The sequence below is a fragment of the Arenibacter flavimaris genome (assembly GCF_030291335.1).
GTDB lineage: Bacteria > Bacteroidota > Bacteroidia > Flavobacteriales > Flavobacteriaceae > Arenibacter.
The window spans coordinates 52,735-69,143 of the sequence record NZ_JASWIM010000016.1 but is presented as its reverse complement, the minus strand read 5'-3'; the positions used below and the strand labels follow the sequence as shown (position 1 = coordinate 69,143).

Annotated in this window: 18 protein-coding genes; 10 read left to right on the top strand and 8 right to left on the bottom strand. The window is 39.4% G+C overall.

Annotation, left to right across the window (positions count from 1 at the left end):
• From QSE00_RS13385 to QSE00_RS13370, 4 genes are all read right to left on the bottom strand, one after another.
• Nucleotides 1-168 (bottom strand): hypothetical protein, encoded by a 168-nt coding sequence (locus QSE00_RS13385; protein ID WP_181422931.1) that lies wholly within the window; start codon nt 166-168, stop codon nt 1-3.
• A 181-nt stretch (nt 169-349) separates the two neighbouring features.
• On the bottom strand, nt 350-1,684 hold the full coding sequence (locus tag QSE00_RS13380; protein ID WP_286106327.1) for a sigma-54-dependent transcriptional regulator: 1,335 nt from the start codon (nt 1,682-1,684) through the stop codon (nt 350-352).
• 4 nt (nt 1,685-1,688) lie between these two features.
• The gene (locus QSE00_RS13375; RefSeq protein ID WP_353477471.1) at nt 1,689-2,786 is read right to left on the bottom strand and encodes a sensor histidine kinase; all 1,098 of its coding nucleotides are present in this window, start codon (nt 2,784-2,786) and stop codon (nt 1,689-1,691) included.
• A gap of 29 nt (nt 2,787-2,815) precedes the next feature.
• Nucleotides 2,816-4,792 carry an alpha-ketoacid dehydrogenase subunit alpha/beta gene (locus QSE00_RS13370; protein ID WP_286106326.1) on the bottom strand — a complete coding sequence of 659 codons (1,977 nt, stop codon included), beginning with the start codon at nt 4,790-4,792 and terminating at the stop codon, nt 2,816-2,818.
• Between the two features lie 128 nt (nt 4,793-4,920).
• Between QSE00_RS13370 and QSE00_RS13365 the strand changes: the two genes are divergently transcribed.
• The 6 genes from QSE00_RS13365 to QSE00_RS13340 all read left to right on the top strand — a co-directional run bounded on the left by QSE00_RS13365 (nt 4,921) and on the right by QSE00_RS13340 (nt 9,837).
• Entirely contained in the window at nt 4,921-5,871 is a 951-nt protein-coding gene (locus QSE00_RS13365; RefSeq protein ID WP_286106325.1) for an isopenicillin N synthase family dioxygenase, read from the top strand.
• Nucleotides 5,872-5,948: 77 nt separating this feature from the next.
• Entirely contained in the window at nt 5,949-6,554 is a 606-nt protein-coding gene (locus QSE00_RS13360) for a DinB family protein (protein WP_286106324.1), read from the top strand.
• A 108-nt stretch (nt 6,555-6,662) separates the two neighbouring features.
• Entirely contained in the window at nt 6,663-6,992 is a 330-nt protein-coding gene (locus tag QSE00_RS13355) for a translation initiation factor (protein WP_286106323.1), read from the top strand.
• A gap of 73 nt (nt 6,993-7,065) precedes the next feature.
• Nucleotides 7,066-7,998, top strand: a complete 933-nt coding sequence (locus QSE00_RS13350; RefSeq protein ID WP_286106322.1) for a DUF1835 domain-containing protein — start codon at nt 7,066-7,068, stop codon at nt 7,996-7,998.
• A 1-nt stretch (nt 7,999) separates the two neighbouring features.
• Nucleotides 8,000-8,866 carry a nucleoside phosphorylase gene (locus QSE00_RS13345; protein ID WP_110357548.1) on the top strand — a complete coding sequence of 289 codons (867 nt, stop codon included), beginning with the start codon at nt 8,000-8,002 and terminating at the stop codon, nt 8,864-8,866.
• 110 nt (nt 8,867-8,976) lie between these two features.
• On the top strand, nt 8,977-9,837 hold the full coding sequence (locus QSE00_RS13340; RefSeq protein ID WP_286106321.1) for a substrate-binding domain-containing protein: 861 nt from the start codon (nt 8,977-8,979) through the stop codon (nt 9,835-9,837).
• 23 nt (nt 9,838-9,860) lie between these two features.
• On the opposite strand, the gene QSE00_RS13335 is transcribed toward QSE00_RS13340, so the two are convergent.
• On the bottom strand, nt 9,861-10,277 hold the full coding sequence (locus QSE00_RS13335; protein ID WP_110357550.1) for a response regulator: 417 nt from the start codon (nt 10,275-10,277) through the stop codon (nt 9,861-9,863).
• 753 nt (nt 10,278-11,030) lie between these two features.
• On the bottom strand, nt 11,031-11,696 hold the full coding sequence (locus QSE00_RS13330) for a uracil-DNA glycosylase (RefSeq protein WP_286106320.1): 666 nt from the start codon (nt 11,694-11,696) through the stop codon (nt 11,031-11,033).
• A 228-nt stretch (nt 11,697-11,924) separates the two neighbouring features.
• On the opposite strand from QSE00_RS13330, the gene QSE00_RS13325 reads away from it, so the two are divergent.
• The 3 genes from QSE00_RS13325 to QSE00_RS13315 are packed head-to-tail and all read left to right on the top strand — an operon-like array spanning nt 11,925 to nt 13,461.
• A complete protein-coding gene (locus QSE00_RS13325) occupies nt 11,925-12,467 on the top strand; it encodes an RNA polymerase sigma factor (RefSeq protein ID WP_110357649.1) in 543 nt (180 codons plus the stop codon).
• Between the two features lie 33 nt (nt 12,468-12,500).
• Nucleotides 12,501-13,019 carry a hypothetical protein gene (locus QSE00_RS13320; RefSeq protein ID WP_286106319.1) on the top strand — a complete coding sequence of 173 codons (519 nt, stop codon included), beginning with the start codon at nt 12,501-12,503 and terminating at the stop codon, nt 13,017-13,019.
• Complete coding sequence (locus tag QSE00_RS13315; RefSeq protein ID WP_286106318.1) at nt 13,009-13,461, top strand: hypothetical protein; 453 nt, start codon at nt 13,009-13,011, stop codon at nt 13,459-13,461. Before QSE00_RS13320 ends, QSE00_RS13315 begins: the two co-directional genes overlap by 11 nt.
• A gap of 66 nt (nt 13,462-13,527) precedes the next feature.
• Here QSE00_RS13315 and QSE00_RS13310 read toward each other — a convergent pair whose 3' ends face one another.
• Nucleotides 13,528-14,559, bottom strand: coding sequence for a WD40/YVTN/BNR-like repeat-containing protein (locus tag QSE00_RS13310; RefSeq protein WP_110357554.1), 1,032 nt, complete (start codon nt 14,557-14,559; stop codon nt 13,528-13,530).
• Nucleotides 14,560-14,630: 71 nt separating this feature from the next.
• Between QSE00_RS13310 and QSE00_RS13305 the strand changes: the two genes are divergently transcribed.
• Complete coding sequence (locus QSE00_RS13305) at nt 14,631-15,848, top strand: RsmB/NOP family class I SAM-dependent RNA methyltransferase (RefSeq protein WP_110357555.1); 1,218 nt, start codon at nt 14,631-14,633, stop codon at nt 15,846-15,848.
• Nucleotides 15,849-15,916: 68 nt separating this feature from the next.
• On the opposite strand, the gene QSE00_RS13300 is transcribed toward QSE00_RS13305, so the two are convergent.
• On the bottom strand, nt 15,917-16,357 hold the full coding sequence (locus tag QSE00_RS13300) for a hypothetical protein (protein WP_286106317.1): 441 nt from the start codon (nt 16,355-16,357) through the stop codon (nt 15,917-15,919).
• Between the last annotated feature and the right edge of the window lie 52 nt (nt 16,358-16,409).

The following is a 16,409-nucleotide window of genomic DNA, read 5'->3' as shown; positions in this document are numbered from 1 at the left end:
TTAGAATAATCTCACTTCATTTTTAAAAACTAAATGATTTCCACCAAGTACTGCCCTTGAATCTGCTGATTCAAATTCATTGCAGTTCCAAATATGTTTTTTATTTTTTGTAAGTACACATGTTTTGAAATACTCACAACTTGGACATAAACTAGTGCTGTTTCCCATAACCGTGTATTTTAGAAATACCTTATAGCAACTTGGGTGCCATAAAACACGGAAATATTCACAACACACATAAGTAATTGAAAATGAATTATATGAGAATTACCAAGCAATGTTTACTTGAATATACAAATGGGATATTTTCCCCAGATGGGTAATTTTTACCCATATCAAAAAAAAGTAGTTATTGTATTTTTTGGCGCAGTGTTTTGCGGTCGATCTGTAGGATTTCCGCTGCCTTGGATTTATTTTGGCCAGTAGCCTCCAAAACTTTTAAGATGTAGTTTTTTTCAACCTCCCTTAACGGCAAAAGACTGTCTTCGGGAAAATCGATCTTATATTTCAAATTATCGGGCAAATGATCTATTTCGATTCTTTTATCGCACATGATTACGGCTCTCTGAATTACGTTTTCCAATTCCCTAATATTTCCCGGCCAGGCATATCGCTCCAAGAGTTCCAAGGCTGCAGGTGCAATAGTTACCAATCTATCCTTATATTCCACTCCGTATTTTAAAAGAAATTTCTCCACCAACAGGGGAATGTCCTCTTTTCGCTCTCGAAGGGAAGGCACATTGATTTCCACCACTGTTAACCTATAATATAGGTCTTCCCTGAACAATTTCTTTTGTACTTGGGAATACAAATTACTATTGGTAGCCGCAATGACACGAATATCTATTTTTTCTGTTTTTTGGGACCCCACCTTCATCACTTCCTTTTCCTGCAGCGCCCTTAACAATTTGGATTGTACGGACAGGGAGGCATTGCCTATTTCATCCAAAAATAAAGTGCCCTTGTCCGCGGCTTGAAAAAAACCGTTGCGGTTTTCATTGGCCCCTGTAAAAGCTCCTTTGGCATAGCCAAAAAGCTCTGCCTCCAACAAATTTTCCGGAATGGCCCCACAATTTACTGCTACAAACGGTGCTCTGGAAAATTTTCCCATATAGTGCACGGATCGGGCAACCAATTCCTTTCCGGTGCCACTTTCCCCATTGATCAGTACCGTTGCTTTATTGTCTTTCACCCGGTCTATAATATCGGTCACTTTTTTTATGGCCTCGGATCTACCAATGAGCTCCCCATATGCATGTACATTGCTTTTTTTAGAATCTGAAAGACCTTTGGGTTCTGCATTATCGGCAGAATTGCCCTTAAAGGATTTTAATACCGCCTGTTTAAGCTCTTCCTTGGTAAATGGTTTGACCAAATAATCCAAGGCTCCGGATTTTATAACGCTCATTGCATCGTCTACCGAGGGATATCCCGTAACCACTAATTTTGGTAACTTGGGATAATGTTCGGAGACGTATTTAACCAGTTGCAATCCGTCCACATCCGGCATTTTTAGATCCGTTATCAGTAGGTCTATTTTGGAATCTTTTAGGATTACCAGGGCTTCCTTAACAGAAACCGCCTTATAGGTGTGGTAATTAAAGGATTGAAGGTGTCTGTGGATAAGTTCCAATATATTTACATCATCATCTACGATCAGTACGTTCTCTTTCTTAAAGCCCATAATCTTAAATTTTTGGAAAATCAACGGTAAATATAGCCCCTTTAGGTTTGTTGGATCTATACTTTATTGTTCCCTTATGACTTTTTATGATACCGTGCACGACACTTAAGCCCAATCCGGAACCCTCACCGACAGGTTTGGTACTGTAAAATGGCTCAAAGATCCTATCCCTGGTTTTGGGATCTATACCCGGACCCTGATCCGCTATACTAATTTGGATATTCCCGTTGGTTTCCTTTACTGTTATACCAATCTTACCTTTAACTGGGGAAAAATATATGGCATTGAGCACCAAATTAAAAATCACCTGCGTTAACTGTATCGTATCTACCCTCAGGAAAATGGGCTGGTCGCCCAAATTGAGTTCGTGAACAATTTTCTTTTTCTTAAAACTGGGTTCCATTAAGTTCACCGCATTGGCAATTATAGGGCCTATATTTACCAAGGACATTTGATGGGGCATTTCACAGGCAAAGAACATGAGCTTTTTTACCACCTCCCTGGAAAATATGGCACTATTTATAATTTTATCCACATCTTTCGAGGCTTGGGTATCTTGGGTTACCCTGGTTTTCAATAATTCGGCAAATCCCAGTATATTGGCCAAGGGGGTATTTAATTCATGGGCGATTCCTGCTGTAATTTCTCCTAAAATACCCAGGCGGTCTGCCCTTTCCATTTTACGCTTTATTATTATCTCATTGTCCTTGATCTGTTTTCTTTCCAAAAGATTGCCTACCTCCAAACATACATTTCCAAGCAATTTTTCTTCTTCCTTTAAAAAATCGTCTTCGTTATATTTTGGTCTTGGATAAGCCACTTGCAACCCACCTACCTTCTTATTGAATACCTTGACACTGGATTCCAGGTACACAGGGTCATCCGGAAAATCTGGCGTCGCAATATTGTACTGGTCCGAAATGAGTTTCACTTGGGCTACCTCACTATAGAGCCAAGCTTTCTGTAGGCAGTGCATAATTCCCTTTAGGGCATCCTCCACCTGGTCATAGTCGCAGTTTACTATTATAGAAGTTACTTCATACAAACAGGTAAGCTCCTTTATACGCTCCTTAAGTTTTTCTTCCGCTGTAATCATATGCATATTGAACCATTTTATGTTTAGGGAGATATTTAATAGGCTATTAAATTTAAAAGTTCCTTTACGAATCTTTCTTTGGGCAAATAATTGTTTTCCAAATTTTTCGTAAATGGAATAGGGGTTTCCAAACTGGCAACCCGTTTTACGGGTGCATCCAAATACTCGAAACAGTTTTCCACCACTAAGGCCGAAATATCACTGGCCACCCCACCAAATAAGCTATCTTCTTGTAGAACAATTAGTTTGCCAGTCTTTTTTACAGACTTATAAATAGACTCCATATCCATGGGCTGCAACGTCCTCAGATCTATCAAGTCGGCATTTACACCCGGATTTTCGTTGAGAGCTTCCAAAGCCCAATGAACTCCCAAACCGTAAGACACCACAGTAATATCTGTGCCCTCCCTCAACAGGGATGCCTTACCAAAGGGAAGTGTATAATAATCCTCGGGCACATCTTGGTAAATATTCCTATAAAGTCCTTTATGTTCAAAAAACAATACCGGATTGGGATCATTTATGGCCGTGGCCAAAAGCCCCTTGGCATCATAGGGAAATGCAGGATAGACCACTTTTAAACCTGGGGTCTTGGTAAACCAAGCCTCGTTGGTCTGGGAATGAAAAGGTCCTGCCCCCATCCCTGCACCACAGGGCATCCGTATAACAACATCTGCATGCTCCCCCCAGCGGTAATGCACCTTCGCCAAATAGTTGACAACAGGGTTGAATCCTGTACTTACAAAGTCTGCGAACTGCATTTCCACTACCGATTTCACTCCGTTTATGGAAAGGCCCATTGCTGCGGAAACCACTGCGGATTCACATATGGGGGTATTCCTCACCCGGTCCTTCCCAAAGGTCTCCACAAAACCCTCGGTTATCTTGAACACTCCACCATAATCCGCTATATCCTGTCCCATTACCACCAGATTTTCGTGTCTTTCCATAGACTGTTTCAGGCCTTGGGAAACCGCATCGATCAAACGAATGTTTTTAGTAATGGCATTGGGGTTAATTTCCTGATAATCAAAACTTTTATAAACGTCCTTTAATTCCTTTGTTTCATCTACTTCTACCTCTTTCTCCGCAAATGCCTTTTTTAGGTCGTAGTCAATTTCAGCCTGTATTTCATTTTTAAAGGTTTCTATCAAATGGGCCGAAAGAATCTTTTCATCCAAAAGAAAGTTTTCGAAATTTACAATCGGATCCTTTTCCTCCCAGGCTTCCAATAATTGCTGTGGGACATATTTGGTGCCACTTGCCTCCTCATGGCCGCGCATCCTAAAAGTCTTAAATTCCAATAGTACAGGCCTAGGGTTTTTCCGCATACTCTTACAGATAAAATCGACCTGGGAATACACCTCCAAGATATTGTTCCCCTCCAGAATATGCGATTCCATTCCGTAACCAACTCCCTTATCCGCCAAATTTTCACATCTGTATTGCTCGTTGGTCGGGGTAGATAAACCATAACCGTTGTTCTCTATGCAAAATAAAACTGGCAGATTCCAAACTGCTGCAAGATTCAAGGCCTCATGAAAATCGCCCTCGCTAGTACCTCCCTCTCCCGTAAAGACAGCAGTAACCTTGGTATTTTGTTTCAAATGATCTGCAAGTGCAATTCCGTCCGCCACCCCCAATTGGGGGCCTAAATGGGATATCATCCCCACAATCCTATATTCCTGGGTGCCAAAGTGAAAACTTCTGTCCCTACCATTGGTAAAGCCATTGCCTTTACCCTGCCATTGGGAGAAAAGTCGGTGCAAAGGTATATTTCTCGTAGTAAAAACACCAAGATTTCGGTGCATGGGCAAGATGTATTCATCCGGCCTTAAGGCACTGGTAATCCCTACCGATATGGCCTCCTGCCCTATACCGCTAAACCATTTGGTGATTTTCCCCTGCCGTAGAAGTATCAACATTTTCTCCTCTATCATGCGTGGTTTTAACATCCGTTGATAAAGTTTCAATTGCATGGCCTTATCAACACTATCTCCTTTATATTGCATGTTATGTTTATGTTCTTTTTGGCTTAATTAATTTATAAATGTAACAAAACGGAAAAACAAAGGCGAATAATATTTCAAGAAGATTAGCCATATTTGTTAACTTTGACTTTATTAAAAATAACATGATGATGAGTGCAATACCCAGTGTAAATCTCGAAGATTATATATCCAACGATAAAAATCGAAAAGAAAAATTCATTAAAGAAATAGGAAGTGCCTTCGAGAATATTGGATTCGTAGCATTAAGTGGTCATTTTTTGTCCCAGCAATTGGTGGACGATCTCTATTCGGAAATCAAGCAATTTTTTAACCTACCGCAGGAAATTAAGGATAAATATGAAATTCCCGGAATTGGAGGGCAAAGGGGATATACCTCTTTTGGAAAGGAACATGCCAAGGGAAGAAAAGAGGGTGATTTAAAGGAATTTTGGCATTTTGGCCAATATGTGGAAAACAATCCAAGATTGGAAAAAGAATATCCACCCAATGTAGAGGTCCAAGAATTGGTCCATTTTAATGCCGTGGGTAAGGAAACTTATAAGATGCTGGAAAAAACGGCTAAATTTGTTCTGCGTGCACTGGCCCTTCATTTGGAATTGGATGAAACCTATTTTGATGATTTTATCAAAAATGGAAACTCCATTTTAAGGCCTATACATTACCCCCCAATTCAACATGAACCCAAAAATGCGGTTAGGGCCGCGGCTCATGGGGATATTAACCTAATTACACTATTAATGGGGGCACATGGCAAGGGGCTCCAGGTAAAAAACCACGCCGGGGAGTGGGTAGATGCCATAGCCCGGCCGGATCAACTGATGATCAATGTAGGGGATATGCTTTCCCGTTTAACCAATAATAAATTGAAATCCACCATACATCAGGTGGTCAATCCCCCCAAGGAACTATGGGGTACCTCTAGGTATTCCGTGCCGTTTTTTATGCATCCAATTAGCGAAATGCCTTTAAATTGTTTGGAAAAATGTGTGGATAAAGAACATCCAAAACAATTTGGGGATATTACGGCTGGGGAATTTTTGCATGAAAGACTAATAGATTTAGGCTTAATTACGAAGTAGGTCAAAATTAACCCAAGTTTAATTATTGCCTAGTGAATGGAACAATCTTTAGTATTAACAATTTAAGCTTGGACATTATGAAAAAAGTAGTTTTACCAATTGTTTTATTGGCGGTTTTGGCATTTGGAGTGATTAATTCCACCCTTACAGATGCGGAAAGGGAATTTGCCGTAAAAGAAATGACAAAATCCCGTGATCATTTTTTAAACACTATTGAGGGCTTAAACGAAGCGCAACTCAATTACAAGGCAACGGATGATTCTTGGTCCATTGCTGAATGTGCCGAGCATATTGCAATTTCCGAAAATATGATCTTTGGTATGCTTCAAAGTACTTTGGCCCATGGGGCAGAGCCTGGCAAGCGTTCAGAAGTTAAGATATCGGATGAAGGATTAATTGCCATGATAGAAGATCGCAGTAAAAAGGTGAAAACAGGAGAAGCTTTTGAGCCATCGGGAAAATACGGGAGTTTTGAAGAAACAGTCGAAGAATTTAAATCCAAGAGGAAGGAACATATTGAATATGTTAACAGTACCCAGGATGACCTGCGAAACCGTTACCAACAACTTCCTTTCGGAACCATTGATGCCTACCAAATACTTTTATTTATGTCTGGCCATACGGAAAGGCATATTAAACAAATGGAGGAGGTTATGGATGACGAAGACTTTCCTATGGAATAAACAGTAACCAAATTAAAAGGACCCATCCCAACAAAATTCCCAATTTGCGAAGGATGGGTTTTGATTTTAGCGCTGAAATATTATTTTAGCATAATTTTAAAATATACAATGGACTTAAAGGATCAATTGAAAAATCTATTTCCGGATCATGAGCCTACGGAGGATGAACAGAAAAGGGATACTGAAAATGATATTTGGCTACAGGATGAACCTATTATTTGCAAGTATGAAAAACGAAAGGGAAAACCAACAACCATTTTAGAGGGATACACCGGTGCAGATGAAGATTTTAAGAAATTGGCCAAAGAGCTCAAAACCAAACTTAGCGTAGGCGGAAGTTTTAAGGATAATTCCATAATCATCCAAGGGGATTATAGAGATAAAATAATGACCATATTAAAAGAAAAAGGATTTAAAGTTAAACGCGTTGGAGGTTAGATTTTTGTTAATTATTTTTTGATATTAAGATAAAACACTACATTTATTAGCCACAACCTAAACCACCATTACAATGAGTTCCCAATTACACATAACAAACGGTGATATACTCACCAACAAATTAAGTACCCTTAAATTGGAAGGGGATATTATTACCTGGCGCGAAATGTTATGTGAAGGTAAGACCGAAACGAATGTTGGAAGTGAATCATTTTGGAAAACCAGGTTCGAATTTTTGAATAAAAACTACAAGGTTTCCAAGTCCTGGTTTATTGACAAAACATTAAAAGAATACCGCACCCTTTGTAACCATAAACAGGAAGACCGTATTGTTCTTTGGTTCGATTTCGATCTTTTTGATCAAATTAATAAGTTGGCGGTAATCAGTTGGCTCAAGACCCACAGACCTTATGCCGAAATTTCTTTGGTATCGAGTGTGGAGGAGGATAATTCCGTTAATATTTTAGGCTTAGGGGAATCAACCGATGACCAACTACGCAATTTATACACTAATCGCACCCTTTTAACACAGGACGATATAGAATATGCCGATTATGTTTGGCAGTTGTACTGTAGCGACAACCCCATTAGATTGGAGAATCTTAAAGATTTTGACAGTTTTCAGTTCTCCCACCTATCAGGTGCCATTGAAGCCCATTTAATGCGTTTCCCAACCATTAGGAACGGTCTCAATGAAGTGGAAAATAACATTCTGCGCCTGGCACGCAGTGCGAAACCAAAGACCAAGCTGGTATTACTGAACACGGTATTAAAGAATCAAGGGCGTTATGGCTTTGGTGATACCCAATACGAGCGGGTCATAACCAAATTAAAGCCACTTTTTACCAATTTCAATCCTGTTAAACTTTCAAAAAAAGGGATGGAAATCTTGGAAGGAAAAACTAGCTATTATTCCTGTATCCAAGAAAATGACGCCTATTTGGGCGGAGCCTTAAAATATAATTTCCTCTATAACTCTGAAACGAACCGCATACTAAAATTGTAAAATGAAAATTGGTTCTTCAGAGCTAATCCTAAACGCAGACCATAGCGTATACCATCTTAATTTATTTCCCCAAGACCTAGCAGATACCGTAATCACCGTTGGAGACCCCGATAGGGTAAAACTAGTTTCACAGTATTTTGATACCATTGAACTAAAAAAGGGAAAACGGGAATTTCTTACCCATACTGGATGGCTTAACAATAAACGTATTTCAGTAATCTCAACAGGTATTGGCACGGACAATATAGATATAGTCCTAAATGAGCTGGATGCCTTGGCCAATATAGACTTTGAAACTAGAACGATAAAAAAAGATAAAACCCGCTTGGACATTATTCGCATAGGCACTTCAGGCGCCATTCAGCCCGAAATTCCTGTAGATTCCTTTTTGTTGAGCGAATATGCGATTGGCCTGGACAGTCTTTTGCATTTTTACGACAGTGTCCACATCCAACACCCAGAAATACAGCAAGCATTCGTAAAGCACACCAATTGGCTGAAAGACAAGTCCAATCCCTATGTAGTAGCATTTGACAAAGATTTGGGAGCCCAGTTCATTTCGGACAAAGTCCAACTTGGATTCACCGCTACCAATGTTGGGTTCTATGGACCCCAAGGCCGAAGTCTACGTTTAAAATTGGAAGATAAAAACATGAACGCCAAACTGGCCAGTTTTAACTACAATCATAAACGTATTACAAATTTGGAAATGGAAACCTCAGGGATATATGGCCTGGCAAAGTTATTGGGGCACAGGGCCGTTTCCTTAAACTGCATACTGGCAAACAGGGCCAAGGGCCAATTTTCGTCCAGGCCGGATTTGGCCATAGACGCCTTAATCAAATACGCCCTGAACAAAATAGCCTAAAGGACCAACAGAGCAAAACCAAGATAATTATTTATAAATAACAAGGGATATTGGCACCATCATAGCCACAACGCCCAATTAATGGACAATCCACATAAAAATAAATTGATTTGAAAACCGTAAACATCATAGGTGTTCCAGAACACTTTAATTTTCCATGGCAATTAGCTGTGGAAGAAGGAGCCTTTGGCGCCAGAGGAATAAACCTAAAATGGAAAGATATCCCGGAAGGAACCGGTAAAATGGCACAAATGTTAAGGGACAATGAAACTGATTTGGCCATTATTCTCACCGAAGGGATTATAAAAAGTATCAGTGAGGGCAATCCTTCCAAAATAGTACAGGAATATATTGCCACCCCCCTCCTATGGGGAATCCACGTGGCCGCAAAAAGCGATTATAAGGCCTTGTCCGATTTAAAAAACAAAACCGCAGCCATAAGTAGATACGGAAGTGGCAGTCATCTAATGGCCTATGTAAACGCCCAAAACCAAGGCTGGGATACCAATGAATTAAAATTTGAAGTCGTGGATAATTTAAATGGGGCCGTTACGAGTTTAACAGAGGGTAAGTCCGACTATTTTATGTGGGAACGTTTTACTACAAAGCCCTTGGTCGATCAGGGTGTATTTCGAAGAATTACAGATTGTCCTACCCCCTGGCCCTGCTTTGTAATTGCTGCCACGGATAAATTTATAGCCCAAAATCCCGGAACCTTGGCCCATATACTTGAGGTCATCAATGTATACACCTCCGATTTTAAACAAATTCCCAGTATAGACCGGACCTTGGCCAATACTTACAATCAGGAATTGGAGGACATTAGGCATTGGTTATCCCTAACGGAATGGGGACAAAAGAATATAGGCAAACAGAATTTGGAATTGGTACAAAATACTTTAAAGGATTTAAGGCTGATAGAAAAGATAATCCCCAACACGGAGATATTATATAAGGAACCTAAAAAATAGCCAACGCAATTTTTTGATCTTCTCTAGTCGTAAAAATAGGTTTGGATAATACTTCTGAAATTGATGTCCGACAAAGGCTTCTGTAGGCATTCCTTGACGCGGGGATTGGATAGTGCCCTGTAGGTTAATTCTTCACTACTATTGGCTGTTAAAACGGCTATAACAATTTTCTCCTTTTCCTCTTTTCTAAAAAGAATATCGAAGGCTTCCAAGAATTGCCATCCGTTCATTATCGGCATTTCGATATCCAAAATCAATAGAAAACTACCTTGATCTATATCATTGATATTGGCCTCTATAAAATCTAACGCCCTATGACCGTCCGTAACCGTATCGATTTCCAGATCTGGAATAAGTTTTTTTAAAAAAAGTTTATTTAGCATATTGGTCGTTCCGTCATCATCAACCAGTAATACCCATTTTAATCTAGTGGAATTCATTAACCTATTTAATATTTAATATCACAAATGCTATTGCAAGTTTTATAATACAGATTCAAAAAAAAATACAAATATAGATTTAGTTAATGTACATTTTGGCTTTTGGACAAAAAAGTAATATAAATATTGCTGCATTAGCAGGAATTAAGCAAATAAATGGAAACCTATCGATACTTCATAACGGATCAATCCCAAAAGTTGTGTGTGAATTAGAAAAAAAATAATTTACTATCTCATTTTTGTGTTCTGTTCATTTTTTGCATCGCCCAAAAAACGAACCAAAAAACGCTAGGCTGATTTTAAATTTCTTTAAATCTACGCACTTTCCACGGCCCCGGCGTCCAGGCCGCTTTCACTTGGGTGAAATGCTCTATGGACGCCTTCCACCTTCCAATGTGAAAACCACTTGATTTAAGACGAAATTGAAAATAGGCCGGTCCTTTCGTTGCGTCAACCTTCATGTGGGGATAAGTCATTTTCCGTTATTAAAAACCTTTGGTATTGCCATCAAGGTCTCTGGTTTGGTCATTCTTCTTCCGTCGTGGAGATGGCATGGCCGTTAAGAATTATTGAAGCCTTGGATATAATTTAATCATTGGTTTTACAAAATTGCTCCTATTAATAAAAACTATTTATCAAAAAAAACACGACTGATCAAATTAATCCTAATTTTTTGATAAACACAACAATTGATCATGATCCTTCATAACATTGGAACAGTTTTGTTTTAAAACTTGTCCCAACCTATTCGAATTACCAATTAATTGCCTGCCTACCATTTTTAATTAATATTTCATTCGTCCTGCTAAAGTGCTTGTTCCCAAACCAATGCCCTCTATTGGCACTTAAGGGGGAAGGGTGTCCTGAAGTTAAAATATAATGTTTCTCGGGATTGATCAATTTTGCCTTCTTCTTTGCAAAACCTCCCCATAACAAAAAAACCAATCCCTCCATTTCGTTGGATAATTTTTGGATTACGGTATCCGTAAAAAGTTCCCATCCCTTATTCTGGTGGCTTCCGGCCTCATGAGCCCGTACCGTTAAGGTGGCATTCAATAAGAGTACCCCTTGGTCCGCCCAACGTTCCAAATTACCATTTTGGGGATAGGCTCTGCCTAGATCGGATTCAATTTCCCTAAATATATTTACCAATGATGGTGGATGCGCCACCCCTTCACTTACAGAGAAACAGAGACCATTGGCCTGATTAGGACCGTGATATGGATCCTGACCTATAATAACTACTTTGGCTTCTTCTAAGCTGCAATGGTTAAAGGCCGCAAAAATATCGCTCTCCCTAGGATAGCATTTCCCCTTGCCGTATTCCTGTTCAACAAATACCATAAGGGCTTCAAAATAAGGCTTTTTAAATTCCTCTAGCAGAAGCTTGTGCCAACTATTGTGTACGCTATAGGTCACTTATGATTTCTTTATATACTTGTTAAACATATTATAGGTGCCCTTTTGCATGGGATAACACCAAAAATAGCTAAAAAACAAAAATAATAATCTATAAAAGGTGCTAAGCTAAAAAATATGGTAGTAGTTAAACTTGTTTACCTTTGCCATTGAATACAATAAAATATGAACTATAAATAAACCTTTTTCGATTTTTATAGTCCTATAATGGAACTTAAGTCCAAAATATTGATTGCGGAAGAAACTTTAGTAATACAATTAAAGCAAAAGGACCATCAGGCCAAGGCTTTTGAGATACTGGTAAATACTTACAAGGAGCGTTTGTATTGGCATATAAGAAGAATTGTATTAAACCATGATGACGCCGATGATGTGCTGCAAAATACCTTTATAAAAGTTTTTAGGAATATCGACAGCTTTAAGGGTGATAGTAAGCTATACTCCTGGATGTACAGGATAGCTACCAATGAATCCTTGTCGTTCTTAAAATCCAAATCGCACAAACTTAAGATCAATAACGAAAAGTTAATGACCAAGGCTGTGGAAGATTTGAGGGCCGATGTCTATTTTGAAGGGGATGAGATTCAACATAAATTGCAAATGGCCATTGCAACGCTTCCTGAAAAACAAAAATTGATCTTTAATATGAAATATTTTCAGGAAATGAAGTATGAGGAAATTTCTGAAATTTTAGATACCACTGTGGGCGGATTGAAAGCTTCCTATCATTTGGCATCAAAAAAGATCGAAGCTTTTTTAAAAGAGAATTAAACCTTTTATATTGTTCAAGGTCAAACTATTGAAATGGATAAATTAAATAAAAATAACAGCTTTAAGGTTCCGGAGGGGTATTTCGATACCCTGTCCAACGATCTCATGAAAAAGATAGCCAAGGAGGATATTTCTACGCCCCTAAATGAAGGATTCAAAGTTCCGGAGGGATATTTTGAGAATATAAACAGCAAGATTCTGGGGCAATTGGAAAACACCCCGGTAGAGCCTAAGGTAATTCCATTAAAATCCTATAAAAAACACTATTATACTGCCGCTTCCATAGCTGCGGTTATACTTTTGTTCCTTAGCGTTAGATTTAATAGCGTTAAAACGCCGTCCTATTCGGATTTGGCCAACTCGGACATAGAACATTATTTTGAATTTAACGATTTGGAACTTTCTTCCTATGATTTGGCGGAAATACTTCCTATCCATGATCTGGACTTAAACGATATTCTGGAAAGTAGACTGGATAATAACAATATCATAGATTATCTGGATTCCCATATTGACGATTTTGAAGAATTAAACATGCACAATGATGATTAGAAATATAAAAATACTCGCCCCGCTTTTTTTCCTTGTGGCTACATTATCCCTAAGCTCACAGGAAAGAAAGGATTGGGATAAAATAAAATCCCTAAAAGTAGCTTTCATTACGGAAAGATTGGACCTCACCTCCAAAGAAGCCCAAAGTTTTTGGCCTATTTACAACGAGCATCAAGCCAAGAGGGAAGGTTTGTTTAAAGAGGAGCGCATAGAAATAGGTTCCGAGATAAAAAATCTGGATGCCCTATCGGACGCTCGGGCCAATGAACTTTTGGTACATATGCAAAGATTGGAGGAAGAAAAATATAAGTTGGAAAAATCCTATATCGAAAAAATATCCAAGACAATTTCAGCCAAGAAGACCATTTTATTGATGCGTTCGGAAGAGGATTTTAAACGTCAACTAATCAAACAATATCGACAAAAAAAGGGAGGTCGGTAATAGTTGCCCAGAATCCAAGCCAAAGGGCATTGATCGAAGCTCTGCAACCGATAGCTTCCAGGACACTCAGCGAAAAATAAGTTTCGCTATCCTGCCCTTTCCTGCAGCATACGCAGTAGTGTCGTTCATAAACCTAAGGGTGTAAAAAGATTCATCGGAAAGTTGTTTCCAACTTTTACCAGTATCATGGGAATAAGCAATACCCTCAAAGCCAACGGCGATTAAGGACTTCCCCATGGCCCCCGGAACAAATTGCACACAGCTTCTAAAATTCGGAAGTTTACCATCGGCGATCAATTTCCAGGTTTTACCACCGTCGGTAGTCAATGCTTTATTGCCTTTATTTATTACAGGGTCTGTATAATCACCTCCAAAAACAACGCCCAAGTCTTCATCGTAAAAATCAATGGAAAAAATACCTTGGGTCGGTTCTTCACTTATTATTGGCGTTTTTATAACTTCCCATGTAAATCCCTTATCCCTAGTGCAATAAACGTTTCCGCTAGTAGTTGCTATCCAAGCCTTGGAACCCAGCACTTTTATGTTGGTATTACTGGCTGCAAAGGCCCCTTCCCCGGGTTCTGACTTTGGCAAGGAAGTGCATGGCAATTTTTTCCAGGTATTGCCGCCATCCCTAGTAATGATTATGGACAGACAGCCATCCATACTATCCCCTACGGCAATTCCCTCCTGATCGTTCCAAAAGGTCATGGCATCATAGAATACCTTTTCTCCCACTTCCGTGTAAACCAATTCCATATTGCCCTTGTCCCCCGTTTTGTACAACAAGGCCGGATTAGCTATCGAAAGCATAAAGAAATCGGTGGAGTTTTGGGCTACAGCCCTAAATTCAGGAAGTATACTATCAAATTTCTGTGTATTTAACCTCACTTTGTTGGACTTAAGGTCTACCAGACCAAAAGCGCCCTTGTTGGCAGCAAAAGCCATATTGCCCCCATCCATAATCTCGATTGCCCTAAAACTCAACGAATCGGTATAGATCGTCTCTATTTTTACAGAGTTGAACGTTCTCCTTTCGTCCGTTTCGGAACACGAGGCCAAAATAAAAAGAATGAGAAACACCAAATAATTGCGCATGCTTATAATTTTCCCCAAAAATAAGAGGAATAGCTTCTAATACAATACCTTTGCAATCTTAATTTTTAAAAATGCGATTACATAGAAATCTAGTGTTTGCGGTTGTTGATGCGTTGAATTTTATATTTAATGAAGGGGAATATGCAGATAAGGTAGTAGAAAAAGTACTAAAATATGACAAACGCTGGGGTTCCAGGGACAGGGGTTTTATTGCAGAAACCACCTACGAAATGGTCCGTTGGAAGCGATTGTATGCGGAAATAGCCGATGTAAAGGCTCCCTATAGCAGACAAAACCTATTTAGGATGTTCGCTGTTTGGGCCGTTCTTAAAGGCATTAAATTACCAGACTGGAAGCAAATTGAACCTACACCGGAAAGAAGGATCAAAGGAAAATTTGATGAACTGTCCAAAATAAGGAAATATAGGGAATCTGTACCGGATTGGATGGACGAACTTTGTGCAAAAGCCTTGGGCGAAGCCTTGTGGACCAAAGAATTACACGCACTGAATGAGCAGGCTGAAGTAATTTTAAGGGTAAATACCTTAAAAACTACCAAGGATAATTTAAGCAGTGTCCTCCACGAAGCCGGGGTTGAAACCGAATCCATAAAAGGCTATCCTGACGCCTTAAGGCTAAAGGAGCGTTCCAATGTGTTTATTACCGAGGCCTTTAAAAATGGCTGGTTCGAAGTACAAGATGCCTCTTCCCAATTGGTGGCTCCTTTTTTGGATGTTAAACCGGGTCAACGCGTAGTCGATACCTGTGCAGGAGCTGGGGGTAAAACACTTCATTTGGCGGCACTGATGGAAAACAAAGGACAACTGATCGCATTGGATATTTATGGCAACAAACTAAAGGAATTAAAAAGAAGGGCCAAGCGCGATGGAGCCCATAATGTGGAGACCAGAGCCATAGATACCACCAAGGTAATTAAAAAACTGTACGATACGGCAGATAGGGTCTTAATTGATGCTCCCTGTACAGGATTAGGGGTACTAAAAAGAAATCCCGACGCCAAGTGGAAATTACAACCCGAATTCTTGGAAAAAATAATGGTTACACAGCAACAGATCCTTCAGGATTACAGCAGGATCGTTAAACCCGGAGGTAAATTGGTCTATGCTACCTGTTCCATACTACCACAGGAGAATATACAGCAAGTAAAAAAATTCCTAGGTTCCGAAGCCGGTAAGGACTTTAGCCTAATCAAGGATAGCAATATATATGCCTGCAAAACCGGATTTGACGGATTCTATATGGCCTTATTGGAAAAAAAACCTGCTTAAAAGAAGAAATCGATTAAAAAAAAGAGGCTGCCCATGTTTATGAACAGCCTCTTTTTAGTTGCTGTTTCCTAAAGTCCTATCCTAACACTAGGTGTGCTTATCCCTACTCCCGTGCGGATAGTTGTCCCTTTGGAATGGGATCCATAGCGATAAGGTTCGTTGTGGTAATAATAGAAACTGGCATGTGTATGGTAATGGTCACTGTGATGACAATGGTCGTCACAATGATTGCGATGTACCGCATAAGCGTCCCTCTTAGCTTTCATATATGCCTTATAAGCCTTTTTATCCCTCTTCTTCAATCGGCCCTCATACTCCTTTTGTGATTCCCAGAATTCTTCCTCCTCCCTTTCTGTCAATTCTTGGGATTGCTCAAATTGGGCATCTTCCCTGGCCCTCTGCTCATAGTAAGTAAGCTTTTCCTGTTCGGTGGTTACTACTTCCTGGGCTATTGATCCCTCAATAGAAAAAAGTAGAATCGCTAAAATTAAAAATTGTAATCCCTTCATAGCTACATTGTTTTATATAAACTGTGATTTTATTTCTCTCACTGTTTGTATA

What these genes read in the sequence shown, in the direction of transcription:
- QSE00_RS13385 (WP_181422931.1), bottom strand. Translation starts at nt 168, where the DNA reads ATGGGAAACAGCACTAGTTTATGTCCAAGTTGTGAGTATTTCAAAACA.
- QSE00_RS13380 (WP_286106327.1), bottom strand. Translation starts at nt 1,684, where the DNA reads ATGGGCTTTAAGAAAGAGAACGTACTGATCGTAGATGATGATGTAAAT.
- QSE00_RS13375 (WP_353477471.1), bottom strand. Translation starts at nt 2,786, where the DNA reads ATGCATATGATTACAGCGGAAGAAAAACTTAAGGAGCGTATAAAGGAG.
- QSE00_RS13370 (WP_286106326.1), bottom strand. Translation starts at nt 4,792, where the DNA reads ATGCAATATAAAGGAGATAGTGTTGATAAGGCCATGCAATTGAAACTT.
- QSE00_RS13365 (WP_286106325.1), top strand. Translation starts at nt 4,921, where the DNA reads ATGAGTGCAATACCCAGTGTAAATCTCGAAGATTATATATCCAACGAT.
- QSE00_RS13360 (WP_286106324.1), top strand. Translation starts at nt 5,949, where the DNA reads ATGAAAAAAGTAGTTTTACCAATTGTTTTATTGGCGGTTTTGGCATTT.
- QSE00_RS13355 (WP_286106323.1), top strand. Translation starts at nt 6,663, where the DNA reads ATGGACTTAAAGGATCAATTGAAAAATCTATTTCCGGATCATGAGCCT.
- QSE00_RS13350 (WP_286106322.1), top strand. Translation starts at nt 7,066, where the DNA reads ATGAGTTCCCAATTACACATAACAAACGGTGATATACTCACCAACAAA.
- QSE00_RS13345 (WP_110357548.1), top strand. Translation starts at nt 8,000, where the DNA reads ATGAAAATTGGTTCTTCAGAGCTAATCCTAAACGCAGACCATAGCGTA.
- QSE00_RS13335 (WP_110357550.1), bottom strand. Translation starts at nt 10,277, where the DNA reads ATGAATTCCACTAGATTAAAATGGGTATTACTGGTTGATGATGACGGA.
- QSE00_RS13320 (WP_286106319.1), top strand. Translation starts at nt 12,501, where the DNA reads ATGGATAAATTAAATAAAAATAACAGCTTTAAGGTTCCGGAGGGGTAT.
- QSE00_RS13315 (WP_286106318.1), top strand. Translation starts at nt 13,009, where the DNA reads ATGATGATTAGAAATATAAAAATACTCGCCCCGCTTTTTTTCCTTGTG.
- QSE00_RS13310 (WP_110357554.1), bottom strand. Translation starts at nt 14,559, where the DNA reads ATGCGCAATTATTTGGTGTTTCTCATTCTTTTTATTTTGGCCTCGTGT.
- QSE00_RS13305 (WP_110357555.1), top strand. Translation starts at nt 14,631, where the DNA reads ATGCGATTACATAGAAATCTAGTGTTTGCGGTTGTTGATGCGTTGAAT.
- QSE00_RS13300 (WP_286106317.1), bottom strand. Translation starts at nt 16,357, where the DNA reads ATGAAGGGATTACAATTTTTAATTTTAGCGATTCTACTTTTTTCTATT.